The organism is Micromonospora sp. NPDC049171 (assembly GCF_040648275.1).
Taxonomy (GTDB): Bacteria; Actinomycetota; Actinomycetes; order Mycobacteriales; family Micromonosporaceae; genus Micromonospora.
The window spans coordinates 1-25,086 of sequence record NZ_JBEZDJ010000037.1 but is presented as its reverse complement, the minus strand read 5'-3'; the positions used below and the strand labels follow the sequence as shown (position 1 = coordinate 25,086).

Genomic DNA, 25,086 nt, shown 5'->3' with positions numbered 1-25,086 from the left:
GGGATACCGCGGAGATGGCGAGCCCGTTCGTCAAGGGTTGGAACTACCTGATGGCACTCTTCGGTGCGAAGATCGACGAGCATGCCGATCCCAAGGTGCAGATCCAGCAGGCCATCGAGGATGCCCAGCGGCAGCACCAGGCGCTGGTCCAGCAGGCCGCCGCGGTGATCGGCAACCAGCGTCAGCTGGAGATGAAGCTGTCCCGGCAGATGACCGAGGTCGAGCGGTTGCAGGGCAACGCCCGGCAGGCCCTGGTGCTGTCCGACCAGGCCCGGGCCAAGGGTGACGAGGCCGAGGCGGCGCGGTTCGAGCAGTCGGCGCAGACCCTGGCCACCCAGTTGGTCTCCGCCGAGCAGGCCACCGAAGACCTGAAGACCCTGCACGACCAGGCGCTGGGTGCCGCCGCCCAGGCCCGCCGCGCGGTCGAGAACAACTCGATGATCCTCCAGCAGAAGCTCGCCGAGCGCACCAAGCTGCTCAGCCAGCTGGAGCAGGCCAAGATGCAGGAGACGGTGGCCCGCTCGCTGGAGTCGATGTCGTCGTTGACCGCGCCCACCAACACCCCGTCGCTGGACGAGGTGCGCGACCGCATCGAACGGCGCTACGCCAACGCGATGGGTCGCGCCGAGCTGGCGGGCAACTCCGTCGAGGGTCGGATGTTGGAGATCCAGAAGGCGACGATCGACTCGGCCGGCTCGGCCCGGCTGGAGCAGATCCGGTCCAGCATGGCGGGGGAGCAGCTCGGCGGCGCCGGGCAACGACCGGCCGTGCCGCAGGCCGAGAAGGCCGGCCCGGCCACCGACCCGACGGCCGCCGCCCGCCTGGACGAGCTGCGCGCCAGCATGGCTCGTGAGCGGGGCACCGGCGACCCGACCGCCGCCGGCTGAACGACCGGACCGAGGAGGTCAGGGTGGCAGACGAGCGGACGCGGTACTTCCGCAAACTGGGTCGGCTTCGCCGGTCCGCCCGACGGTGGAGTGTGCTGGCCGGTGGGCTCGGCGGCGCGGCGGCGGTGCTGACCCCGTACGCCGGCCTTGGTCTGCCCGACGCGGCCTGGGCCGGCGCCGCGGGCAGTGCGGTGGCACTCGCCGCCTGGCGTTGGATCGACGTGCGCGCCCTGGCCGCCCAGCCGGCACCTCCCGCGCTCGACCCCGCGGAGGCGGCAGCCCGGTCCCGAGCCCGGCTGATCGCTGCCGTCGAGCGGCTGCCGGTCGGGCCGGGGGTGCTCGCCGAGGTTCGCCGGGTCCGCTCCCGGATCGCCCTGCGCGGCACCAGTGCGGGCGAGCAGTGGGCCCGACTCGACCGGGCGGCGCTCACCCTGGCCGGCATGGCCCCCCGGCTCACCGGGCTGGCCGAGCCGGCGGTGCTGGAGGCCGCCGCCGCCGACCGGTCGCTGCGTGACCTGGCCGCCCGGGTGGCCAGCGTCGAACGGGCGTTGCGGCTGGCGCCGGCCGACGCCCGTCCACCGCTGGCCGACGCGCACGGCGTGCTGACCGCCCAGTTGGAGGGTGGCGTCGCGGCCTACGAACGGCTGGTGGTGGCCGCCGCCGGTTATCTCGCCGAGGACGCCCGACCGGAGCCCACCCACCCGGCCGCGGACCGGCTCACCGAGGCGACCGACCTGTTGCACGGGGTGGCCGGGGCCCTGGCCGAGCTGCGTACCGTCGGCACCCCGCTGCGCGCGCCGACCCGCTGAGCGACCCGCACCGCGCCCACCGGCGGGTCACGGTGGCGTCGTGACCAGGACCGGGCCGGTGTACGGCGAACTGCCCACGACGTTGAACGACCGGATCCGGTAGTGGTAGGTCACGCCCCGGGCCAGTCCCGTGTTGCTGAAGCCACGCCCGGTCACGGTGAAGGTGGCCACCTCCCGGTCGAACGCCGGGTCCAGGGCCCGCTGCACGATGAACCCGGACCCCGGGCCGGCGGGGGTGCTCGCCGCCCAGGCCAGAATCACCGTCGCGGTGTCCGGCCCCGGTGCGCTGGCGGTGGCGCGCACCTCGTTCGGGGTGCCCGGCGCGGGCGGGGAGGTCACCGTGGCGACAGTCGACCAGGCCGAGGCGGCACCCAGATACGTGGTCCGTACCCGGTAGTAGTAGGTGGTGTCCGGCGCGATCGTGACGTCCAGGTGGTTGTCGCCGGCACCAATCGCCGTGGTGCCCGGCCCGCTGGTGAACGTCGGGTTGGTGGCCCGCTGCACGTCGATGCCGGTGGCGAACGAGCGGTTCGTCCAGCGCAGGGCCACGCGCAGCGGCGCGGCGGGCGGCAGTGTGGCGACCAGTCCGCTCGGCGCGGCCAGGTGCACCGCGGCGGGTACGCCGTTCGACCAGGACGAGTAGCTGACCGCGTTCTCCGCCCGGATCCGGTAGTGGTAGGTCACGCCGGGGGTTACTGACGCGTCCGTGTACCGGGTGGCGGCCGCCGCGACGGTGATCGTGGTGACCTCGCCGTCGAATGTCGCGTCGGTGGCCCGTTGCAGCAGATGACTGGTGGCCCGTGGCCGGCCGCCGTTGCTGGTCCAGGCCAGCCCGATCGCGGGTAGTGCGGTGGCCGAGCCCGGCACCGGTGTGGCGGTCAGCCCGGTCGGTGCCTTCGGCGTCACCCGCAGCACCAGTGGTCGGGTCATCCCGCCGTCGCGGTGGCCGGCGAGTTGGCTGTGCCAGCGGTACTCCCAGCCGAGGTTCACCAGGTGGTTGACCACGGTGGCAGGTCGCCCGTCTACCGGGCTGATCGGGGTCGACCCGGTCCGGGCACCGGCCGGCCGGCCCGGGTCGAGCAGCCGGACGCTGTCGCCCAGCTTGAACGGCAGCGTCGGGGCGACCGGGCGCAGCGCCACCACCACGTCCTCGCGGGGGTTGACCCGGACGATCTGCTTCCAACCCAGCTCGGTGGGGTGCGGGAACCGCAGCGTGCCGTCCCAACCGACCCGGTTGACCACCTGCACGTCGCAGCCCCCGAAATGCAGCGGTTCGGTCTGCCGCACGTCGCCGCTGATCCGCCAGAGCTGGGTGCCGTCGGTCGCGCTGCCCACCGGCACGGCGGGGTCGGTGGCGAAGAGCACCTCGGTGACCGGGTCGGTCGGACCGAGGGGGAGGGCCGGCGGGTCGAGCGGCCCGGCGTGCGGGTGCCCGACGCCGAGTCGGCCGGTCAGTCGGCCGTGGTCGGGCTCGAAGACCCGCTGTGCGGCCTTGACCGCGATCGGCAGTGTCACCGGGTCCGCGCCGGCCGTCGGTGTGATCGTCACCGAGGTGGCGTGCACCGGAACGGTGGTCGTCGACGCGGTGCGGGTGCCGAACGCCGGATCGTACGCCGGTTGCGGCACGATCGGCGGGCGTTGGCTGGCCGCGTACGCCCCGGGCAGCCGGTCGCGCAGCCGACCCAGGTCGTACGGCGGGGCGGGCGTCCCGGTGACCCGGAACTGGAGCAGGGTGCGGGTGTTCGGGCCGTACCCCGGTTCGGTGCCCGGCGGCCCACCCTCGGCCGTCCGGTCCGGGGCGTCGGTGTGCTGGTCGTAGCGGGGGTCGAAGCCGGGCAGCGGCGCCGGGGCGTCGTTGTACATGATCAGCGTGCTGCCCGGCGGCACGGCGGCGAAGTCGACAAGCACATCGGCCCGCTCACCCGGGGCGAGCAGCAGGGTGTGCCCGTCGACGTTGAGCACGGTCGGGTCGAGCCGGTCGTAGCGGTAGCCGACCGGTCGGTTCGGCAGCACCACCGGGGCGGGCAGCAGCCCGGCCTCGTTGCCGATCTGGACGAACTCCGGGCCGGCGGCGCGGGGGTCCGGCACACCGCCGTCGCGCCCGTCGGTGGGCCACCCCGTCGGCCGGTCCGCCGCCCGCACGGCGGGCACCATCGGCACCTCCCCGGCTTCGGCGTCGGCGAGCGTGCCGTCGGCCGCCCACATGGCCGCGTCGGAGCAGGCCCGGTAGAGCTGGAGGTTGAGGCTGCGGTCCAGGCAGGCGTTGAGGATCCGGAACCGGTACGCGCGCGGCGCCACCTCCAGGTACGGGTAGGCGACGCCGTTGACGAGCGGGGTGTCGCCGTACGCCTCGGGGACGGCGGACGGGTGCGGCACGCCGGGGCGCGACGGCGGTTCGTCCGGCGCGTCGACCGGGTCGTGGTGCGGGTTGGCGACCCAGCCGTCGGTACGGGTGTCGTCCGGTGCGGGGTCGCGCGACCAGGGGCCGTAGTCCCACCGGCCAGTGGGGTTGCGCCCGTCGGACCGGTACGGGTTCTGCCGCGGCTGGTAGACGTGCGGGTGCCAGAGGCTTCCCCGGGCACCCCAGCGGTCCCGGTCCCAGGTCGGGTCCTCGGTGGCGAGTTGGGCGTCGTCCGGCACGAACGTCTTGTCCTCGATCACCAGCGGCAGTTGGTCGCCCGGCAGCACCCCGTCGGCGACGAGCTGGTCCTCGGCCGGGTCGGTGAGCAGGTAGAGGGCGAGTTGCCCGCCGTAGACGGTGAGCCGGGCCAGGCCGAGGGTGTTGTCGTGCCACCACAGCAGCCGGCCGCTCTGCTCGTTCGGGTAGTACAGGGTGGTGGCACCGGCACCCGGCGCCGGCATGTCCGGCACGTGGGTCACCCCCACACCGTTCGGGTACGGGGTGATCTCCCCGGCCGGAGTGATCCACTGCCCCGGGTTGCCGGCGCTGGTCCAGCCGGTCTGTGCCCCGGCCAGGTGCAGCACCGCGCGGTTCTGCGGGAACGGGGCGGGCCCGTCCAGCGGGCCGAGGCCAGCCCCCTCGATCGTGTCGTCGACCGGCAGGAACAACTCACCGGCCCGGCCGGTGGGGAGTTGGTTGATGAACTTCACCCGGACCGGTCGGCCCCGACGGGCGAGGATCATCGGACCGAGGTGCCAGGGCCGCCCCGGGGGTGCCACCGTGTTGTGGCCCGTCGAGTCGGTGCCCGGATTGAGCTGCCGGTAGCCGCGCAGCCGGGTGGCGGGGAGATCCCGGTGCAGCCGCTGCGCGTACTCCTGCACGCCGATCTCGTAGTAGTCGCACCCCGGATAGCTGATCGTGTCCGGCACGGCCACCGGCAGGTGGCCGCCGAGGTCGCTGCCGGCCCACTGGCCCGGGATGGGCAGTGGGTCCACGAACTTGCGCAGTCCGGTCCCGGGCACCACCCGCCCGTCGGCGTCGCGCGTCGGGCGGGGGCTGTGGGCGAAGTTCGGCACCGGGCCGAAGCAGCGGGGCACCACGGCCGGGTCCAGGCTCGGCGCCGGGGCGGTCTCCACGGCGGTACGCGCGGCCGGCACGGACGCCGTCCGGCCGTTGACGTGGCCGTCGGTGGCACGGGTGGCCCGTTCGAAGAAGGTGGAGCGGAGTCTGCGGAACAGCGCCATGACTCTCCCCGGGTCGGAGCGCGAGAGTCGCCACCCCGGCGTGGCTGCCTCGGCGCTCTGCTGACGATCGGTGAGCACTCAATCGCAGCATGCGACTCCGACGGCCAGATAGGAATTACCCAATCGTCCGTATCTGGGCGGGCTGACAGACCGGGCACCAGTAGGTGACCCGGTCACCCAACTCCTCCTTGCGGATGGCGGTGCCGCAGCGGCGGCAGGGCTGGGCGCGGCGCCCGTACACGTAGCTGGTCTGGCCCCGGTGCAGCGAACCGGTGCTGCTCTGCGTCCACCGACCGCGGTTGGCGGCGAGCAGCCGCTGCGCCAGGCTCACCAGGCCGGGCAGGTCGGGCACCTGGCCGACCGGCGTCCACGGCGACACACCGCGCAGGAACAGCACCTCGCACTTGTAGAGGTTGCCCACCCCGGCCAGGTTGCGCTGGTCGAGCAACGCCTCGCCGATGGTCTGCTCCGGGTGCTCGGCGAGTCGGCGGACCGCCTCGGCCGGGTCCCAGTCCGGCCCGAGCAGGTCGGGGCCGAGGTGCCCGACCACCTCGTCCTCCTCCGCGGTCGGCACCAGGGTCATCTCGTGCAGGTGGTAGCCCACCGCGACCGCGCCGGGGCTGCGCAGCACCACCCGGATCAGGTGCGCGGGCCGGCCGGTCCAGCGTTCCCCCGGCGCGTACGCCCGCCAGGCGCCGTCCATCCGCAGGTGTGAGTGCAGAGTCCAGTGCGCGTCGTCCGGGGTGGCGAGGCGCAGCAGCAGGTGCTTGCCCCGGCTGGCCGACTCGCGGACGGTCCAGCCACTGAGGTCGGTGGTCGCCAACTGCGGCACCCGGAAGTCACTCGTGGTGATCCGCGCGCCGGCGAGCGCGCGGTGCAGCACACGCGCGGTGTTCCAGACGGTGTCGCCTTCGGGCACCCCGCCATTCTCCCTCATCCGAGCAGGATTCGCATGTGTCGCTATTTGTACACAGGTTCCTCCTGATCTCCGGACATGCGAGGGTCAGGGAGTTCTGAGGAGAATGCCTATGTCACGGCTGCATTGTCGTACTCGATCCCTCTCCCTCGTCGCCTCCGTCACCCTCGCCCTCATCGCCACGCTCCTACCCATCACCAACCCCGTCCCGGCCGCCTCCGCCGCCGGAATCCTGCCCACTTCCACCGCCGCCGCACCGGGCGGCGAGCGGTGGAACGTCGACCTGTCCGTCGTCGACCGCGACGACGTCAACGTCCGGCGTACCGCCGCCGGGCTGCGGCTGCGCGAGGCCCGGTCCGCCGGACGCAGCCCGCGCAGCCCGCACAGCGCGGCCGCGGAGGGGCTGCTGCTGAGCGCTCCGCGGACCCTCAGCCGGCCGGCCAACCAGGTCCGCGCCCAGGTCAGTGCCGACGTGCCGACGGGCGCCACAGTCGAGGCCCAGGTCCGTGGTTGGCGGGCCAGCGGCTGGACCGAGTGGCGGTCCGCCACGGCCGGCGCGACCTTCGACAGGCCGGTGAGCCGGGTGCAGAGCCGCGTGGTGCTCACCGCGCCCACCGGCGGTGCCACCGCGACGGTACGCGCCGTCCAGCTCACCGCCGCCACCGCCACCGCCGCCGTCGCCGTCGCCACGCCGGGCCTCACCTACCGGGTGTACGCCACCCGCATCGGCCTGGTCGGCCAGCAGACCGCCAACGGCCGCACCGTGCAGCCCCGGGACCACTTCGTGGCGCTACCGTCGCGGCGCAGCCTGTCCCCGCTCAACTCGGGCGACTACTCCGTGCGGGTCTGCACCACCACCGGCTCCCGCTGCGAGTACGCCCCGGTCTGGGACGTCGGCCCGTGGAACACCCGCGACGACTACTGGAACCCGGCGGCGGTGCGCGAGAACTGGAAGATCCTGGGGCAGGGTCTACCCGAGGCGCAGGCCGCCTACCAGTCCGGCTTCAACGGCGGGCGGGACCAGTTCGGGAGGACCGTGCTCAACCCGGCCGCCATCGACCTGGCCGACGGCACCTTCTGGGACGGTCTCCAGTTGACCACCAACGCCTGGGTGGATGTCGCCTACCTGTGGACCGGTGGCGGGCTGCGCGGCGTGGTCGGTGACGGGCCGCTCACCATCCGCACCGGGGCCAGCACGTCGTACCCGAGCCGTGGCCTCGCCGCCCGGTTCGCCAACGTGCCGATCCAGTGCTACGTCACCGGCCAGTCCGTGGCCGGGCCCTACGGCACCACCACCCGGTGGGACCGGCTGGCCACCGGCCAGTACGTCAGCCACGCGTACATCTCGACGGTGTACGGAGGCGTCGTGCCGGTCTGCTGACCCGTGCCCGCCCCGCCGGGTGTCCTCAGGGGCGCTCGTCGGGGCGAGCCGGGCGCACCATGTCCTGGTAGCGCGGGTGGCTGGCACCGTAGACGGCGTAGTTGAGTCGGGCGTGCGAGAGGCTCAGATCGCCGTTGGGGCCACCCCGGACCGTGTCGGCGTCGGCGTCGGTCTGGCCGTCGTCGGTCCAGAAACAGACCGGGCAGGTCCCCCCGCCGGTCCGGGATGCACAGCAGGGACAGCCCACGGGAACCACTTGTTCACCCACCGGGGCAGCATTCCACAGTCGAATATCAGCGGGAAACCCGTAGGACGTCTCCCGGGGCCACCCGGAGGAGGTCCACCGCCCGCCCGCCATTGATGGCGATCGCCACCAGACCGGCCGAGTCGACGTACACCACCAGGCCAGCAGCCGGGGCGTCGCCGAACGTCCGGCCCCGGACGGCCGGCCGGGTCGGCTCCGGACCGGGCGGCCCCACCCGCAGCGCCGCCGGCAACGGGTCGAGCAGGTGCGCCGGTGCGGCCAGCTGGACGTTGCCGAAATGGTCCACGGTCGACACCTCGGCGGTGAAGCCGTCGTCGTCGGAGGTCAGCGTCGGTGCCGGCAGCCGGACCAGGTCGTCCGGGTCGACCGGCGGCCCCGCCTCGACCAGGGGCGCGCCGAGCGCCAGCCGGGCCGCCACCGGCGCGAAGACGTCCCGCCCGTGGAACGTGGCGGACACCCGGTCGGCCAGCCAGCGCGGCTCGGTCAGCAGCACCGCGGCGGTCACCCCGCCGAGAGCGTCGGCGGCGTCCGGCAGCAGCCCGTTGTCCGGACCGACCAGCAGCCCACCCGGGGTGGCCAGTGCGACTCCTCGCCGGGCGGTACCCACCCCCGGGTCGACCACCGCCACGTGCACACCCACGGGCAGGTACGGCACCGTCTGCGCCAGCACGGCAGCGCCCCGCCGGACGTCCGCCGGTGGCACCAGGTGGGTCACGTCGATGACCCGGACGGCCGGTGCGAGTCGGGCGATCACCCCGTGGCAGGCGGCCACGAAGCCGTCGGTGAGGCCGTAATCGGTGGTCAGCGAGATCCAGGGCGTGGCGGGCATGCCCGCAGGCTAATCCTCGGCGTCGGTGCGCCGTTCCAGGACCAGTTCGTCGTGCGGCGGGATACGGTCCTCCACCGGTGGCTGGCGGATATGGGACAGCGCGCTGACCGACCGGCCACTCCCGCCGTCGAGCGGTGCCGGGCAGACTGCCCTGGTGACCCCTCGGAGCCTGCCCGCTGTCGCGGTCCTGCTGGCCGCCGTCGCCCTCACCGCCGGCTGCGGCGGTGACGAAGCCGACCCGTCGAGCGCGGCCCCCACCGCCTCGTCCGCGTCGGCCGCGTCGCCCGCCGTGGCCCCGACGGCCGCCATTGCGCCGAGCGCGCCGACGCCCTCGGTGGCCCGGCCCGGCACCGGCAGTGCGGCACCCCCGCCGGCCGCACCCTCCGTCGCCCCGCAGGGGCCCACGCAGCGCCGACCGGCCAGTCCACCGCCGGTGGTGCTACCCCAACGTCCGGCCGGGGCGCCCGGGGCGAAGCAGGTCGTCGAAGCGTTCCGGGCCGCCGGCCTGAAGGTGCCGCGCCCGTTGGACCGCTCGGTCGACTGCGGGCCGGACGGGCTCGGCCTGGGTTGTTCCGAGTTGATCGCCACCGACGCCGTCACGGTGTACGTCTTCCCGGACGAGACGAGCGCCGGTGACATCGCGGAGACCTGGGGCGGCCAGTCGTACCGCCGGGGCGCCGTGGTGCTCAACTACCTGGAGGCGAAGACGCCGGTCGCCGACCGCCCGCGCTACGAGAAGGTGCTCAACGGCCTGCGTTGAGCACCGAGCCCGACCTCGCGGCCGGGGGCATGTCGTTCTGCTGAGCGTGATGCCGGTGAGTCATCTTGATGACTCAGCGACATCAAGGTCTCCGCGGCATCGCCCAACAAGCATTGCCCGGCCGGCCGGCCGAGAGCTGGACCCCTCCTCAACGGCGAGTGGGTGGCGGGTCAGCCGCGCAGGCGTAGGCCACGGGGGGTGGCCCGGAAGCCGGCGGCGGTCAGCGCGTCGCGCAGCGGCGAGGAGTGCACCGCCTCGCCGTCGGCCCGCTCCACCGACAACGCACCCAACGCGCCGGAGTGGACGGCGTCGGCGAGCGCCTTGCCGGCCGCCGCGAGCGTGTCGGTGTCGTCGCTGAAGGACAGCAGTGTCCGACCGCCGCGTTCCACGTACAGCACGAGGTCACCGCCGACCTGCACCACCAGCGCACCGGCCTTGCGGCCGGCCCGGTGCCCGGTCGCCGGGGCGGCCCCGTCGCCGGAGTCGACAACCCGTTCCGGCCAGGGCAGAGCCGCGCCGTACGGGTTGGCCGGGTCGGTGGCGGCGAGCACGGTGGCCGGTGCGCCCCGACCCCGGGTGCCGTCCATCGGCTCGGCCAGTGCGCGCAGCCGGTCCACCGCACCGGGCACCGCGAACTGCGCCGCTCCCAACCCCTCGACGAAGTAGCCCCGGCGGGCGGCACCGCGCTCCTCCAGCGCCGACAGCACCGGGTAGACCGCCGAGAAACCGCCGACCACCTGCTCGGCCATCACCGCGCCCCGGGTGACCACCCCGTGCCGCTCCAACAGCACGTCGGCGAGCGCGGCGGCGCGGCGGGTCGGGTCGACGTCCCGCTCGGGCAGGCGCGACCAGCGACCGGCGACGGTCGGCGGGCCACCCCGGGTGGGCAGCGCCACCCGACCGGGACGCCGGTAGCGGGTGCGCGGCGCGGACGGCCGCGAGCGGTGTGCCCCGCCGGCGCCGAGCACCGCGCGCAACGGGGCGAGGGTGTCGTTGGTCAGGTGCCCCGCCCAGACCAGGTCCCAGATCACCCCGGTCAGGGCGGCGTCGTCGGTCGCGCCGACGCGGTCGGCCAGCGGCCGGAAGAACAGCGCCTGCCCGTCACCGAGCGCGTCGAGCACCGCGTCGTGCAGCGGGGTGCGGGTCAACGCCTCGTCCGGTGGCGGGAGCAGCAGCGGCGCGGCGTCCGCGTAGGCCAGGGTGACCCAGCCGTCGCCCCCGGAGATCGCCCCCGACCCGGCCCAGAGCACCTCCCCGCTGGCGCACAGCTCGTCGAGTTGGGCGGGGGAGTAGTCGGCGACCCGGCCGGGCAGCACCAGCCGCTCCAGGGCGGACGCCGGCACCGCCGCGCCCTGCAACTGCTCCACGGTCGCGGCGAGCGCCTCCACCCCTCGGGCGGACGAACCGACCTGCTGCCAGCGGGGCAAAAACGTGGCAAGCGCGCGCGGTGGCACCGGCTCGATCTCCCGGCGCAGCGCTGCGAGCGAGCGGCGGCGCAGCATCCGCAGCACCTCGGCGTCGCACCACTGGGCGCCGGCCGAATCGGGGGTGAACTCCCCGGAGACCACCCGCCCGGTGGCGCCGAGCCGGCGCAGCGCCTGCTCGACCACGAACACGCCCAGCCCGAAGCGGGCCGCGCAGCTGGCCGCGGCGAACGGGCCGTGCGTGCGGGCGTAGCGGGCCACCAGGTCGCCGAGCGGATCGGCCACCGGGGCGAGATACGCCTCGGCCACCCCCACCGGCAACGCCACGCCGAGGGCGTCGCGCAGCCGGGCGGCGTCCTCGATGCCCACCCAGCGTTGCTCGCCGGCGATCCGGACCCGCAGCACCCGGCGGGTGGCCTCCAGCTCGGTCAGCCAGGTCTCCGGCACACCCCGCTCGGTCAACTCGGCGTCGCTCAGGTCACCGAGCACCCGCAGCAACTCGACGACGTCCTCGGCATCGCGCGGGCGGCGCTGCTCGGTCAGCCACCGCAGCTGCCGATCGGTCTCGGCGAGCACGGCGGGGTCGAGCAACTCGCGCAGGTCGACCCGGCCGAGCAGCTCGCCGAGCAGCGTGGAATCCAGGGCGAGCGCGGCGGCGCGCCGCTCGGCGAGCGGGGCGTCCCCCTCGTAGAGGAACGCGCCGACGTAGCCGAAGAGCAGCGACCGCGCGAACGGCGACGGCGCGTTGGTCTCCACCTCGACCAGCCGCACCTTCCGGCTGGCCAGGTCACGCATCAACCCGGCCAGCGCCGGCTGGTCGAAGACGTCCTGGAGGCACTCCCGGGCGGCCTCCAGGGTGACCGGGAAGTCCGCGTACTCGCGGGCCACGTCGAGCAGTTGCGCGGCGCGTTGCCGCTGCTGCCACAGCGGCTGGCGGCGGCGCGGGTCACGGCGGGGCAGCAGCAGTGACCGGGCGGCGCACTCGCGGAAGCGGGCGGCGAAGAGGGCCGAGGTGCCGACCGACTCCTCCACCAGTTGGGTGATCTCGTCCGGCTCGAAGACCACCACGTCGGCGCCGGGCGGCTCGTCGGCGGTGTCCGGGAGGCGCACCACGATGCCGTCGTCGGAGGGCATCACCTGGGCGTCCACCCCGTAGCGTTCGGCCAGCCGGCGGCCCACCGCCAGGGCCCACGGCCCGTTGACCCGGGCACCGAGGACGCTGTGCACGGCGAGCCGCCAGTCACCCAGCTCGTCGCGGAACCGCTCGACCACGATGGTGCGGTCGTCGGGCAGCGACCGGGTGGCCTCCCGCTGCTCGCGCAGGTAGGCCATCAGGTTGCCGGCGGCCCAGTCGTCCAGCCCGCCGTCGCGCAAGGCGGCAAGCGCCGCCTCGTCGCTCTGCCGCAGCAGGGTGCGCACCCGGGCACCGATGGCGCGGCCCAGCTCCACCGGCCGGCCCAACTGGTCGCCCTTCCAGAACGGCATCCGCGCGGCCTGCCCCGGGGCGGGCGAGACCAGCACCCGGTCGGGCGTGATCTCCTCGATGCGCCACGAGGACGAACCGAGCAGGAACACGTCACCGACGCGGGACTCGTAGACCATCTCCTCGTCCAGCTCGCCGACCCGGGCGGCCCGTTCCGCGCCGGCCAGGAAGACCCCGAACAGCCCCCGGTCGGGAATCGTGCCGCCGCTTGTCACCGCCAGCCGCTGCGCGCCGGGACGACCGGTGAGCAGGTCGGTGGCCCGGTCCCAGACCAACCGGGGACGCAGCTCGGCGAACGCGGTGGACGGGTAACGGCCGGAGAGCATGTCCAGCACGGCGTGCAACGCCGAGTCGGGCAGCTCGGCGAACGGCGCGGCCCGCCGGACCAGCACGGCCAGGTCGCCGAGCGGCCACGGCTCCAGCGCCACCATCGCGACGATCTGCTGGGCCAGCACGTCCAGTGGGTTGCGCGGGTAGTGCAACTCCTCGATCGCGCCGTCGGTCATCCGCTCGGCGACCACCGCGCAGGAGAGCAGGTCGCCACGGTGCTTGGGGAAGACCACCCCACGGGAGACCGCACCCACCTGGTGCCCGGCCCGGCCGACCCGTTGCAGCCCGGCGGCCACGCTCGGCGGCGCCTCGATCTGCACCACCAGGTCGACCGCGCCCATGTCGATGCCCAGCTCCAGGCTGGAGGTGGCCACCACGGCCGGGAGCTGGCCGGACTTGAGCGCCTCCTCGATGTGCTTGCGCTCCTCCCGGGAGACGCTGCCGTGGTGGGCGCGGGCGATCACCGGCGCCGCGCCGGTGGCCGCGCCGGACTGAGCCAGCATCTCGGCCGGCGGCCGGTTGCGCAGCGGACCGGCGGGACCACCCCACCGCTGCGCGCCGGGCACCGGGCCGTCGTCGGCCGCCGGGTCGTCACCCGCCGACAACCCCTCGGGTACGCCGATCGCGCCCTCGGCCGAGGCGGAGGCACCTGCTCCGGCGACCGCCGCTCCGGAGGCCCCTGCCTCGGCGGTCAGCGCTTCGGCGGCCAGCTCGTTGAGCCGGGCGCAGAGGCGCTCGGCGCTGCGGCGGGAGTTGGTGAAGACGATCGTCGAGCGGTGCTGCCCGATGAGGGTGAAGACCCGCTCCTCCACGGCCGGCCAGATCGACGCGCGGCGTGGCCCGGGGCCGCCCAGGTCGTCCTCCGGTGGCTGCTCCTGCTCGTCCAGGCGGGTCATGTCCTCCACCGGGACCTGCACGCTGACCTCGATGGTCTTCGGGGTGGCCGGCTGCACCACGTCGACCGGGCGGGCGCCGCCGAGGAACTGCGCGCAGGCGTCGATCGGCCGGACGGTGGCGGAGAGGCCGATGCGCTGGGCCGGTGCGGGCAGCAGCTGGTCGAGGCGTTCGAGGGAGAGGGCGAGGTGGGCGCCGCGTTTGCTGCCGGCCACCGCGTGCACCTCGTCGACGATCACCGTCTGGATGCCGCGCAGAGAGTCGCGGGCGGCGGACGTGAGCAGCAGGAACAGCGACTCGGGCGTGGTGATGAGGATGTCCGGTGGGGTGCGGGCGAAGGCGCGCCGCTCGTCGGCCGGCGTGTCGCCGGTGCGCATGCCGACGGTGATGTCGGGAGGTGCGACACCCAGCCGGGTGGCCGCCTGCCGGATGCCGGCGAGCGGGGCGCGCAGGTTGCGCTCCACGTCGACGGCGAGGGCCTTGAGAGGGCTGACGTAGAGCACTCGGCACCGCTGGCGTGCCTCGGCCGGCGCGGGCTCGCGGGCCAGCCGGTCCAGTGACCAGAGGAAGGCCGCGAGCGTCTTGCCGGAACCGGTGGGTGCGACCACCAGGGCGCTGCGGCCGGCGGCGACCGACCGCCAGGCGCCGGTCTGGGCGGCGGTGGGTGCGGCGAAGGCGGCCTCGAACCAGGCGCGGGTGGCCGGGCCGAAGCCGGCGAGCACCGCGCCGGTGTCTGCGTCTGCCCCGGTCACCGGTCCATCCTGCCCCGCCCGTACGACAACGACGACCGGCCGACAGTGGAATGTGCCGGACAAAAGTAAAAAGCATGGAACGTGCGGTTAATACGTTAAGTCTGACTTAACTGCTTGCTTCTAAGGAGCAACATAAAGTAACTTCACTGCCAACGCGAACCGGGGTGAGGGGATTTGATGGCCGGCGAGCAGCACACCATCGAACCCGGCACCGACGTGCTGATTCGCAAGGTCGACAGCCACCTTGCGGCCCTCCGTGCGGGCCTGCACGGCCCCGAGCTTGAGCTCGCCGAACGCCTCGCCCACTGCTTGCGGGAGTTGGTCCTGTGCACCGCCCAGGCCAGCGCCGCCGATCGTGGCCAGGTACGCGTCGCCGTCCACTATTTCGTGCTGCGCCGCGAGAGTCGGGGTCGGTTGCTCTCGGTGCGGTCGCTGGCCGCCGCCGAGCGGGTGGTCGACCGGGTCGCACGCCAACTCGGCCGCGTCGACCTCCTCGCCGAGCTGGGCCACGACCGCCCCACCCCCGACAGCCCCCACCCCCGCAACAACGCCCTACACCGCTGACCCCGCGGACGAGGGCCGCGTTTCGGGCTCTGTGGGTGAATTCCGGCAAAACCGCACGGCGGGCGACGAACTGACGTCTGATCGCTGCTAGGGCCTGTTTCACCAGGACTGGCCGGCCTGCGGCGGGCCCGGACGACGACCGGCGGCGTTGCGGCTTCGTCCGGATACGACACCGGTATCCGGACGAAACCGCGCCTTGCCGGATCGCCGCCCGGACTCCGCCTCGGCTCGACCGCCCTGGTGAAACAGGCCCTAGGCGCCACCGCTGCACGGGCGCTGGCCACCTCGATCAGGAGCGCAGGTGCTGGTACTGCTCGTCCTTCACCTCGTGGGGGCCCTCGTCGCACCCCTGCTCGTCCGGTGGTGGGGTCGACGCGCGTGTTACCCGTTGGCGCTGGCACCGGCCGCCGCGTTCTGCTGGGCGTTGGCCCACACCCCGGCCGTCGGAGACGGCGGGGCGGTGGTCGAGACGTACCCGTGGATCCGGCAGTTGGGCCTCGACCTCGCGTTCCGGCTCACCACGCTGTCCTGGCTGATGACGCTGCTGATCGGGGGTGTCGGCGCGCTGGTGCTGGTCTACAGCGCCCACTACTTCAGCGCCGGGTCGAGCGGACTGGCACGTTACGTCGGTGTGCTGGTCGCCTTCGCCGGCGCGATGCTCGTCCTGGTCTTCGCCGACGATCTGCTACTGCTCTACGTCGGCTGGGAACTGACCACGATCCTCTCGTACCTGCTGATCGGGCACAGCACCGAGCGGCGTGCCAGTCGGTGGGCGGCGGCGCAGGCGTTGACCGTCACGACGCTGGGCGGGCTCGCCATGCTCGTCGGGTTCATCATGCTGGGCGAGCACGCCGGCACCTACCGCTGGTCGGCGATCGCCGCCCAGCCACCGCCCGGCGGTGCGTACCTCGCGGTCGCCGTGCTGTTGATCCTGGCCGGTGCGCTGTCCAAGTCGGCGGTGCTGCCGTTCAGTTCCTGGCTGCCGGTCGCGATGGCGGCGCCGACGCCGGTCAGCGCGTACCTGCACGCCGCCGCCATGGTCAAGGCCGGCGTCTACCTGGTCGGACTGCTCGCGCCGGTGCTCGCCACGGTCGGGCCGTGGCGGCCGGTGGTGCAGATCGCCGGCGTGGCGACCATGCTGCTCGGCGGTTGGGCCGCGCTGCGGCAGACCGATCTGAAGCTGTTGCTGGCGTACGGGACGGTCAGTCAGCTCGGCCTGCTGGTCGCGGTGACCGGCTCCGGTACCCCGGACGCCGCGCTGGCCGGCACCGCGATGCTCCTGGCGCACGCCCTGTTCAAGGCGGCGTTGTTCCTGGTCGTCGGCATCATCGATCATGGCGCTGGCACCCGTGACCTGGGCGAGTTGTCCGGGCTGCGGCACTGGTCGACACCGCTGTTCGTGGTCGCGGTGCTGGCCGCGGCGTCGATGGCGGGTGTGCCGCCGCTTGTCGGCTTCGTCGCGAAGGAGGCGGTGTTCGGGGCGTTCACCGACCAGCCGGTGCTGCTCACCGGTCTGGTCGCCGGGACGGTGCTCACTGTCGCGTACAGCGCACGTTTCCTCTGGGGAGCGTTCGCCGACCGCCCGGGTGTGGCACCGACCCGACCGGACCCGATCGCCGCGTCGCTGCTGGTGCCGCCGGCGGTGTTGGCCGGGTTCGGTCTGCTCGCCGGCCCGGCCGCGAGTGTGCTGGACGACCTGCTGCGCCCGTACGCCGATCTGCTCGGTGGGGTCGACGCGCACCTGGCGCTGTGGTCCGGGCCGACCCCGGCGCTCGGCCTGTCCGCGCTGGCGCTCGCCGGAGGTGGCCTGCTCTTCGCCGTGCGCGGGCCGCTCACCCCGGTGCTGGCCCGGCTGCGTTCGCCGGTGGGTGGCAACCAGGGGTACGAGTGGGTCGTGGGCCGGTTCGACCGACTGGCCATCGAGGTCACCGGTACGACGCAGCGCGGCTCCCTGCCGCAGTATCTGGGCGTCATCCTGGTCGCCCTCGTGCTGGTGCCCGGTGCGGCGATGCTCTCCGCCGGCCCGTGGCGGGCTCGGCTCCCACTCTGGGACAACCTGCTCCAACCGGTGGTCGTGCTGGTGATCGCGGTGGCCGCGGTGTTGGCGGTCGGCACCCGCCGTCGGTTGACCGCGATGCTGTTGGTGGGGATGACCGGCTACGGCACCGCGATGCTGTTCGTCCTGTACGGGGCACCCGACCTGGCGCTCACCCAGTTCCTGGTGGAGACCGCGACGATCGCGGTCTTCGTGCTGGTGCTGCGTCGCCTGCCGCAGCGGTTCTCGGCCCGCCCGCTGCGCCGCAGCCGGTGGACCCGCCGGGCGGTCGGGGTGGCGGTGGGCGTGGTGGCCGCCGGGCTGGCCCTGACCGCCGCCGGTGCCCGCCGGGCACCGGACATCTCCGCCGCCTTTCCGGATCTGGCGGTGGCCCACGGGTACGGCCGCAACGTGGTCAACGTGACACTTGTCGACATTCGGGCCTGGGACACGATGGGCGAACTGGCGGTCCTGGTGGTGGCCGCGACCGGGGTGGCCAGCCTGATCTTCGAGCGGTCCCGCACCGGGCCGCGACCGCGTCGGCCCGAGTCGGATGCGCGGGTGAACCGACCCGGTCGGCCGGTGTGGCTGCGGGGCGGCCCCACTCTCCACGAGGAACGCCGTTCGATCGTGTTGGAGGTGGTCATCCGGCTGATCTTCCACACCGTCGTGCTGTTCTCCCTGTTCCTGCTCTTCTCCGGGCACAACGCGCCGGGGGGCGGTTTCGCCGGCGGTCTGGTGGCGGGTCTCGCCCTGGTGGTCCGCTATCTGGCCGGCGGCCGGTACGAGTTGACCGAGGCGGCCCCGATCGGCGCCGGAGTGATCCTGGGCGCCGGACTGGCCGTGGCGGTGGGCAGCGGCGTGGTGGGTCTGCTGGTCGGCGGGTCGGTGCTGGAGAGCGCCAAGGTCGACGGGTCCCTGCCGTTGGTCGGTGACGCCCACCTGGTCACGTCGCTCTTCTTCGACATCGGCGTGTACCTGGTCGTGATCGGGCTGGTGTTGGACATCCTGCGCAGCCTCGGCGCCGAGGTGGACCGGCACATCGAGGCCACCGGGACGGCCACCGGCGGCCTGGCCGTCGACAAGGGTGAAAGGGCATGACGGCGACCGGCGCGGGACCGACGCTGGTGCTGGTGCTGGCCGTCGCGGTGCTCGTCGGGTGCGGGGTGATCCTGCTGTTGGAGCGCAGCCTGACCCGGATCCTGCTCGGGGTGATCCTGCTCGGCAACGGGGTGAATCTGCTGATCCTGCTGGGCGGGCGGCCCGGTGCGGCGCCGATCGTCGGGACCGGCCCGATCGAGCGGATGAGTGATCCGCTGCCGCAGGCGATGGTGTTGACCGCCATCGTGATCACTTTCGGGCTGAGTGCGTTCCTGCTCGCGGTGGCGTACCGGAGTTGGTATCTGACCGGCGACGACGAGGTGCCCGACGACCTGGAGGACCGGCAGATCATCCGCCGGGCGGTGCGCGACGAGGTGGGCACCGCCGACCTCGGCGGGGAGGGGCCGGGTGACGACCCGGAGCAGGTCGATCCCGAGCCCGCCCGCCGCCGACTGCGCCGCGGGGAGGAGGCGTGATGAGCACCCTGGTGCCGCTGCCGGTGGTGGTGCCGCTGCTCGGTGCGGCGCTGACCCTGCTGCTGGCCGCGCGGCCCCGCCTGCAGCGGGTGGTCAGCGTGCTCTGCCTGGGTGGCACCCTCACCGTGGCGGTGCTGCTGTTGGTGCAGGCGTACCGGCACGGGCCGGTGGTGGTGGCGGTCGGGGCGTGGCCGGCACCGTTCGGGATCGTGCTGGTCGCCGACCAGCTCGCCGCGCTGATGCTCGTGGTCTCGTCGGCGGTCACCCTCTGCGTGCTGCTGTACTCGATCGGCCAGGGGCGCAGCGAGACCGGGGAGAGCTCACCGGTGGTCATCTTCCACCCGACGTACCTGGTGCTCACCGCGGGCGTCACCAACGCGTTCCTGGCGGGTGATCTGTTCAACCTCTTCGTCGGTTTCGAGATCCTGTTGGCCGCCAGCTTCGTGCTGATCACCCTGGGCGGCTCCGAGGCCCGGATCCGGACCGGGTCGACGTACGTGGTGGTCAGCATCCTCTCCTCGATGATCTTCCTGACGGCGGTGGGTCTGGTGTACGCGGCCACCGGCACGCTCAACCTGGCGCAGCTCGCCCGGCGCCTCGACGACCTGCCCGACGGCGTACGACTGACACTGGAGCTGATGTTGCTCCTGGCCTTCGCGATCAAGGCGGCGGTCTTCCCGCTGTCGGCCTGGCTGCCGGACAGCTATCCCACCGCACCGGCCCCGGTCACCGCCGTCTTCGCGGGTCTGCTCACCAAGGTGGGCGTCTACGCGATCATCCGCACCGAGACGTTGCTGTTTCCCGGTGGGCACGCCGACGTGCTGCTCATGGTCGTCGCCGGGCTGACCATGGTGATCGGCATCCTCGGCGCGGTGGCCCAGTCCGATCTGAAGCGGCTCTTCTCGTTCACCCTGGTCAGCCACATCGGCTACATGATCTTCGGGGTGGCGTTGAGCACCGCCGCCGGCCTCTCCGGCGCGATCTTCTACGTGGTGCACCACATCACCATCCAGACCACGTTGTTCCTCGTCGCCGGGCTGGTCGAGGAGCGCGCCGGCAGCACCGACCTGCGCCGCATCGGCGGGCTGGCCCGGGTGGCGCCGCTGCTCGGTGTCCTGTTCTTCGTCCCGGCCATGAACCTCGCCGGGGTGCCGCCGTTCTCCGGTTTCCTCGGCAAGCTCGGCCTGCTCCAGGCCGGGGTGGCGGCCGGCGGTCCGTTGCCCTGGGCGCTGGTCGCGGCGGGCACGCTGACCAGCCTGCTCACCCTCTACGTGGCGTCGCGGGTGTGGAACATCGCCTTCTGGCGCGCGCCGCGACTGGCCACCAGCGAGCCGGCCGTCCGGTTGCCGAAGCTGATGGTCGGGGCCACGGTGGCCCTGGTCGCCTTCGGGCTGGCGCTGACCGTGCTGGCCGGTCCGCTCTTCGACGTCACCGCCGACGCGGCTGCCGACCTGCGCCTGCGTACCCCGTACGTCGATGCCGTGCTGCCGAACGGCGTGCCGTGACCGGCCCCTCCGAGTCGGCCCGCGACGCCCCCGGGCCGCCGGCGTCGGGGCGCGGCCGGCTCGGGCGCTGGCGGGACCAGACGGCGGCACTCGGGTGGTTGGTGGTGGTCTGGAACCTGCTCTGGGGCGACGTCAACTGGGCCAACGCGGCAGGCGGTGTGCTGGTGGGCGGCGCGGTGCTGGCCTTCTTCCCGCTGCCGGCGGTCAGTTACGGCGGTCGGCTGCGGTTCCGGGGGCTGCTGGTGTTCGCGGCGCGGTTCGCCGTGGAGTTGGTCAGCGCGAGCCTGCACGTCGCCCGGATCGCCGTGCAGCCCGGCTACCGGCCGCGCGGGGCCATCATCGCGGTCCGGCTGCGGGTGCCCACCGACCTGAACCTGGCGCTCACCGCCGAGGCGGTCTCGCTGGTGCCGGGCACGCTGATCCTGGAGGTGGACCGGGACTCCGGGACGCTCTACCTGCACGTGCTCGACACCCACGGGCCGGCGGACCTGGACGTGGCCCGGGAACGCACCCGCACCGTCGAACGGCGTGTCATCCGCGCGGTGGGCTCCGACGCCGAACTGCGCCGCGTCGAGACCGACGAATCCGAGAGGGGTACCAGCCCGTGACCACGTTCCTGGCCGTCGTCCTTACCGTCCTGCTGTCGGTGACCGCGCTTCTCGCGCTGGCCCGCCTCTACCGTGGTCCGTCACTTGTGGACCGGGTGATCGCGGCGGACATGCTGCTCGCCACCATGGTCGGCGCGGTGGGCGCCGAGGCGGCGGTCAACGGGCATGCCACCACACTGCCCGTGCTGGTGGTGCTCTCCCTGCTCGGCTTCGTGGGCTCGGTGTCACTCGTCCGCTTCGCCGTTCGGGAGCAGCAGTGATCGCGACGATCGCGGACTGGCTCGGTGCCGCCTGTCTGGTGGCCGGCGCGCTGCTCGGCCTGGCCGCCGGGATCGGCGTGCTGCGTTTCCCGGACGCGTTGTCCCGGATGCACGCGGCCACCAAACCGCAGGTGCTCGGGGTGCTCCTGCTGCTGTTGGGCATCGCGTTGCGCCTGCGGTCTCCGGCGGATCTGGGCATGGTCGCGCTGGTGGCGGTCTTCCAGTTGGCGACCGCGCCGGTCTCGGCGCAGATGATCGGGCGGGCCGCGTACCGGTCGGGGCGGCTGGACCGGAGTCTGCTCGACGCCGACGAGCTGGCCGAACACGGCTCGGGTGGCGGGTCGACCGGAGCGGCGTGACGGGGGCGAACCGGACGTTGCTGCCCCTTCGGCCCACCCCCAGCGGAGTCCCAGCCAGCGCGGATAAAATAGCGGCATGATCGACTCCTCTGCCCAGGAGGGCAGCAGTAGCCAGCCGGGTCGTGCCCGGCATCTCCCCGTCCCGACGACCCCGGGAGCCCTGAGCGACCCGTGCTGATCGTCGTCGGCCTTCTTCTGATCATTCTTCTCACTGCCGCCACCGGTTACTTCGTGGCGCAGGAGTTCGGCTACGTCGCCGTGGACCGGGGCAAGCTGCGCCAGCTCGCCGACGACGGCGACCAGGCCGCCGCCCGGGCGCTGACCGTCACCAGCCGGCTCTCCTTCGTGCTCTCCGGCGCCCAACTCGGCATCACCGTCACCGCCCTGCTGGTCGGCTACGTCGCCGAGCCGTACCTCGGCGGTGGTCTCGCCGACCTGCTCGGCGTGGCCGGCGTCAGCGAAGCGGTCAGCCTGCCGCTGTCGGTGGCGTTGGCCCTGGTCATCGCCACCGTCGTGCAGATGGTGCTCGGTGAGCTGGCCCCGAAGAACCTGGCCATCGCCCGAGCCGAGCAACTGGCCCGGGCGCTGAGCCGATCCACCCTGCTCTACCTGGCCGTCGCGGGGCCGGTGATCCGGCTCTTCGACCGGGCATCGGTGCGGCTGCTGCGCCGGTTCGGCATCGAGCCGATCGAGGAGCTGCCCAGCGGCGCCACCCCGGCGGACCTGGAACAGATCATCGCCGAGTCCCGCGAGGAGGGCAGCCTCGACGCCGAGATGTCCACGCTGCTCGACCGAGGTCTGGACTTCCGCGAGCTGACCGCCGGTGAGGCCATGGTGCCCCGGGTCGACGTGCACACCGTACGGGCGCACGAGCCGGTCAGCCGGGTGGTCGAGCTGCTGGACACCGGCCACTCCCGCTTCCCGGTGCGCGGTGCGGAGGGCGTCGACGACCTGCTCGGCGTGGTCGGCATCGCCGACGTGCTCGGCGTACCCCCGGCGGAGCGGGCCACCACCCCGGTGAGCGCGGTGGCCGGGCCGCCGCTGCTCGTACCGGAGACGTTGGCCCTGCCCACGGTGCTGGACCGGCTGCGGTCCGGGCACCGGCAGATGGCGTGCGTGGTCGACGAGTACGGCGGTTTCGCCGGGGTGATCACCCTGGAGGACATCGCCGAGGAACTGGTCGGCCCGATCCGGGACGAAGACGACCCGCCGGACCGCGCGCCGGCCCGGCAGGACGACGGGTCGTGGGTGGTGCCAGCCCGCTGGCGGATCGACGAGGTCGCCGACAGCACCGGCATCGCGCTGCCCGAGGCCCCGGAGTACGACACCCTGTCCGGCTTGGTGATGCGGGAGCTGGGCCGGGTGCCGGAGGTCGGTGACCGGCTGGAGATCAGCCTGCTACCCGAGGGCGCCGACGGTGAGGACCACGAGACGGAGCCCCGGGCCCTGGTCGAGGTGCTGGCCGTGGACCGGCACGTGGCCGACTCGGTGCGGTTGCAGTTGACTAAGCCGGGGGTGAGCGCGTGAGCCCCGGGATCGCGCTGTTCAGCTCGGTGATCCTGCTGGCGCTGAACGGGTTCTTCGTGGCCGCCGAGTTCGCCCTGGTGGCCAGCAAGCGGTACCGCCTGGAGCAGGCCGCGGCGAACGGCGGTCGGGCGGCACGCGCCGCGCTGGACGGCGTCCGCGAGCTGTCGCTGATGCTGGCCGGCGCGCAGCTCGGCATCACGCTGTGCACCCTGGGTCTCGGCGCGCTGGCCGAGCCGGCGATCGAGCACCTGCTCAGCCCGCTGCTGCACGCGGTGGGCCTGCCGGACGCGGCCAGTCACCTGATCGCCCTGGTCTTCGCCCTCGGGGTGGTCACCTTCCTGCACCTGGTGGTGGGGGAGATGGCACCGAAGTCGTGGGCGATCACCGACGCGGAGCGTTCGGCGACGCTGCTCGCGCTGCCGTTCCGTGCCTTCGCCCGGGTGTCCCGGCCGGTGCTCTCCGCGCTCAACGCCCTGGCCAACGCGATCCTGCGGCTGGTCGGGGTGAACCAACAGGACCAACTCGCCCAGGTGCACGGCCCGGACGAGCTGAGGATCCTGCTGGAACAGTCCCGCGAGCACGGGCTGCTCGGCGCCGAGCAACACCAGTTGTTGACCAGCATGCTGGAGTTGCAGGGCACCTCCGTGGCGCAGGTGATGGAACCGTTCGCCACCATGGTCACCGTCCGTCGGGACGACCCGGCCGAACGGATCGAACAGGTCAGCCGGGACAGCGGTCGATCCCGACTGGCGGTGCTGGACGAGGCGGGCGACGTCTGCGGCCTGGTGCACGTCCGGGAGGCGGTGCGGGTGGTCACCACCGGCCGGGTCGCCACCGCCGGGGAGCTGATGACGCCCGCGTTCACCCTGCCCGCGACGTCCTCGGTGACCGAGGCGGTGGGGGCGATGCGGGCCCGACAGTCGCAGCTCGCGCTGGTACGCAACGGCGGTGGCCCGGCCCGGCCGATCGGTTTCGTGGCCCTGGAGGACCTCCTGGAGGAGGTCATCGGGGAGTTCGACGACGAGACCGACACGGTGCCGCGCGGGCGGCGGTTGCGCTGACGTGCTCCGGGGCGGCGGTTGCGTTGACGTGCTCTTGCCGGGGCGGCGGTTGCCGCTGACGTGCTCTCGCCGGGGCGGCGGTTGCCGCTGACGTGCCGGGCCTGGTCGCGCTGATGTCGGTGTGGCCGGGTCCGCGCGGTGACGCTGCTCGGCGCGGGCGGGCTTGACGTCAGCTCGACCGGGTAGGCGCGCCGGGTGGGGCCTCCTTCCGGACGGGGACCCCGTCCGGAAGGAGGCCCGCGGTGCGGCTGACAGGCGTGTCCCGGGAGTCCGGCCGGACCGGCCTCTCCGTGCAGACCACGCTGCCCAACCCGAGCACCCGCCCGGGCCTGCGCCTGCCCGGGCGGGTGACCCTCGCGGCCGGCCCCGAGGACGTACTGGTGCGGCACATCCGGCTCGGCCTGGTCACCACCGTCGAACCGGACGACCCGGCGGCTCCCCGGCGTCTCGTGCAGTTCCACCAACTACCGATCGCCGGCCGCTTCGTCGTGCCGGCCGGTCGACGGCGGGCTGTCGACTTCGCGCTGCCGCTGCCGTGGGAGACCCCGGTGACCATCTTCGGCGGGGTGCCGCTGCTGAGCCTGCGGATGGGTCTGCGCACCGAGGTGTCCCTCGATCCCGATCTCGACCAGGGGGCCATGGTGCCGGTCTTCGTGCATCCGCTCCCCACCCAGCAGCACGTGCTGGCGGCGCTGGACACGCTCGGTTTCCTGATCCGCCAGTCCGGCTTGCAGGAGGGCGGGTTGCCCGGGGTCGAGCACACCCTGCCGCTGCACCAGCGCTGGGGCTACTGGGTGGGACCCCTCTACGCCGGCCCGATCACCGAGCTGGAGGTGATCTTCGTGACCAACTCGGCGGGTCTGGAGGCGATCCTCTGGATGGATCGCCGACTGGCGCTGGCCGGCATCACCCACCAGAGCATCAGCCGGTTCCGGATCTGGCACACGGACACCGACCGGCGGGACTGGGTCGCCACCGTCGACGGCTGGATCCGCCAGGCGATCAACAGGCACGCCGCCGCTGCCGCCCAGGCCGACTGGTCCGCGCAGATCGCCGGGTCCGCCCACGTCAGTCGCCACCCCGACGAGCCGGTCCAGTCCGGCTACGGCCTGGGCGGCACCGCCGGCGGCGCCGGCGTAGGAGGAGGAGGCTCCGGCGGCGACGGAACCTAACCCACCCACCCACCCCCACCCCCGCCCCCACCCCCCCCCCCCC

At 73.5% G+C, this 25,086-nt stretch carries 19 protein-coding genes; 14 read left to right on the top strand and 5 right to left on the bottom strand.

The genetic code is table 11. The features are described 5' to 3' along the window. Positions 1–14: 14 nt before the first annotated feature. A complete protein-coding gene (locus AB0B14_RS33150) occupies positions 15–887 on the top strand; it encodes a PspA/IM30 family protein (RefSeq protein ID WP_357073063.1) in 873 nt (290 codons plus the stop codon). A 23-nt stretch (positions 888–910) separates the two neighbouring features. Next, complete coding sequence (locus AB0B14_RS33145; RefSeq protein WP_357073060.1) at positions 911–1,696, top strand: hypothetical protein; 786 nt, start codon at positions 911–913, stop codon at positions 1,694–1,696. A 27-nt stretch (positions 1,697–1,723) separates the two neighbouring features. Here the strand turns inward: AB0B14_RS33145 and AB0B14_RS33140 are convergent, their stop codons facing one another. After that, positions 1,724–5,341 carry a hypothetical protein gene (locus tag AB0B14_RS33140; RefSeq protein WP_357525977.1) on the bottom strand — a complete coding sequence of 1,206 codons (3,618 nt, stop codon included), beginning with the start codon at positions 5,339–5,341 and terminating at the stop codon, positions 1,724–1,726. Between the two features lie 115 nt (positions 5,342–5,456). Continuing rightward, positions 5,457–6,260: a DNA-formamidopyrimidine glycosylase family protein gene (locus tag AB0B14_RS33135; RefSeq protein WP_357526009.1), complete on the bottom strand. Its 804-nt coding sequence runs from the start codon at positions 6,258–6,260 to the stop codon at positions 5,457–5,459. Positions 6,261–6,369: 109 nt separating this feature from the next. Between AB0B14_RS33135 and AB0B14_RS33130 the strand changes: the two genes are divergently transcribed. Continuing rightward, entirely contained in the window at positions 6,370–7,638 is a 1,269-nt protein-coding gene (locus AB0B14_RS33130) for a hypothetical protein (RefSeq protein ID WP_357525975.1), read from the top strand. A 25-nt stretch (positions 7,639–7,663) separates the two neighbouring features. Here AB0B14_RS33130 and AB0B14_RS33125 read toward each other — a convergent pair whose 3' ends face one another. Next, a complete protein-coding gene (locus tag AB0B14_RS33125; RefSeq protein ID WP_357073052.1) occupies positions 7,664–7,906 on the bottom strand; it encodes a CPCC family cysteine-rich protein in 243 nt (80 codons plus the stop codon). A 25-nt stretch (positions 7,907–7,931) separates the two neighbouring features. Beyond that, complete coding sequence (locus tag AB0B14_RS33120) at positions 7,932–8,732, bottom strand: SAM-dependent chlorinase/fluorinase (RefSeq protein WP_357073049.1); 801 nt, start codon at positions 8,730–8,732, stop codon at positions 7,932–7,934. Positions 8,733–8,886: 154 nt separating this feature from the next. On the opposite strand from AB0B14_RS33120, the gene AB0B14_RS33115 reads away from it, so the two are divergent. Next, positions 8,887–9,492 carry a hypothetical protein gene (locus AB0B14_RS33115; protein ID WP_357525974.1) on the top strand — a complete coding sequence of 202 codons (606 nt, stop codon included), beginning with the start codon at positions 8,887–8,889 and terminating at the stop codon, positions 9,490–9,492. 170 nt (positions 9,493–9,662) lie between these two features. Here AB0B14_RS33115 and AB0B14_RS33110 read toward each other — a convergent pair whose 3' ends face one another. After that, on the bottom strand, positions 9,663–14,375 hold the full coding sequence (locus AB0B14_RS33110; protein ID WP_357525971.1) for a DEAD/DEAH box helicase: 4,713 nt from the start codon (positions 14,373–14,375) through the stop codon (positions 9,663–9,665). Positions 14,376–14,552: 177 nt separating this feature from the next. Between AB0B14_RS33110 and AB0B14_RS33105 the strand changes: the two genes are divergently transcribed. The 10 genes from AB0B14_RS33105 to AB0B14_RS33060 all read left to right on the top strand — a co-directional run bounded on the left by AB0B14_RS33105 (position 14,553) and on the right by AB0B14_RS33060 (position 25,043). Next, a complete protein-coding gene (locus AB0B14_RS33105; RefSeq protein ID WP_357073040.1) occupies positions 14,553–14,939 on the top strand; it encodes a hypothetical protein in 387 nt (128 codons plus the stop codon). Positions 14,940–15,240: 301 nt separating this feature from the next. After that, entirely contained in the window at positions 15,241–18,075 is a 2,835-nt protein-coding gene (locus tag AB0B14_RS33100) for a Na+/H+ antiporter subunit A (RefSeq protein WP_357073037.1), read from the top strand. Beyond that, positions 18,072–18,551 (top strand): Na(+)/H(+) antiporter subunit C, encoded by a 480-nt coding sequence (locus AB0B14_RS33095; RefSeq protein ID WP_357073034.1) that lies wholly within the window; start codon positions 18,072–18,074, stop codon positions 18,549–18,551. Before AB0B14_RS33100 ends, AB0B14_RS33095 begins: the two co-directional genes overlap by 4 nt. Then, complete coding sequence (locus AB0B14_RS33090) at positions 18,551–20,056, top strand: Na+/H+ antiporter subunit D (protein ID WP_357073031.1); 1,506 nt, start codon at positions 18,551–18,553, stop codon at positions 20,054–20,056. Before AB0B14_RS33095 ends, AB0B14_RS33090 begins: the two co-directional genes overlap by 1 nt. Then, positions 20,053–20,664 carry a Na+/H+ antiporter subunit E gene (locus AB0B14_RS33085; protein WP_357073028.1) on the top strand — a complete coding sequence of 204 codons (612 nt, stop codon included), beginning with the start codon at positions 20,053–20,055 and terminating at the stop codon, positions 20,662–20,664. The genes AB0B14_RS33090 and AB0B14_RS33085 overlap by 4 nt, the downstream gene beginning before the upstream one ends. Next, the gene (locus AB0B14_RS33080; protein ID WP_357073025.1) at positions 20,661–20,924 is read left to right on the top strand and encodes a monovalent cation/H+ antiporter complex subunit F; all 264 of its coding nucleotides are present in this window, start codon (positions 20,661–20,663) and stop codon (positions 20,922–20,924) included. The genes AB0B14_RS33085 and AB0B14_RS33080 overlap by 4 nt, the downstream gene beginning before the upstream one ends. Further along, entirely contained in the window at positions 20,924–21,283 is a 360-nt protein-coding gene (mnhG, locus tag AB0B14_RS33075; protein ID WP_357073270.1) for a monovalent cation/H(+) antiporter subunit G, read from the top strand. Before AB0B14_RS33080 ends, mnhG begins: the two co-directional genes overlap by 1 nt. Before the next feature lie 171 nt (positions 21,284–21,454). Then, positions 21,455–22,810, top strand: coding sequence for a hemolysin family protein (locus AB0B14_RS33070; protein WP_357073022.1), 1,356 nt, complete (start codon positions 21,455–21,457; stop codon positions 22,808–22,810). After that, complete coding sequence (locus AB0B14_RS33065) at positions 22,807–23,871, top strand: hemolysin family protein (RefSeq protein WP_357073019.1); 1,065 nt, start codon at positions 22,807–22,809, stop codon at positions 23,869–23,871. Before AB0B14_RS33070 ends, AB0B14_RS33065 begins: the two co-directional genes overlap by 4 nt. A 242-nt stretch (positions 23,872–24,113) precedes the next feature. Continuing rightward, positions 24,114–25,043: a sporulation protein gene (locus tag AB0B14_RS33060; RefSeq protein WP_357073016.1), complete on the top strand. Its 930-nt coding sequence runs from the start codon at positions 24,114–24,116 to the stop codon at positions 25,041–25,043. Positions 25,044–25,086: the final 43 nt, after the last annotated feature.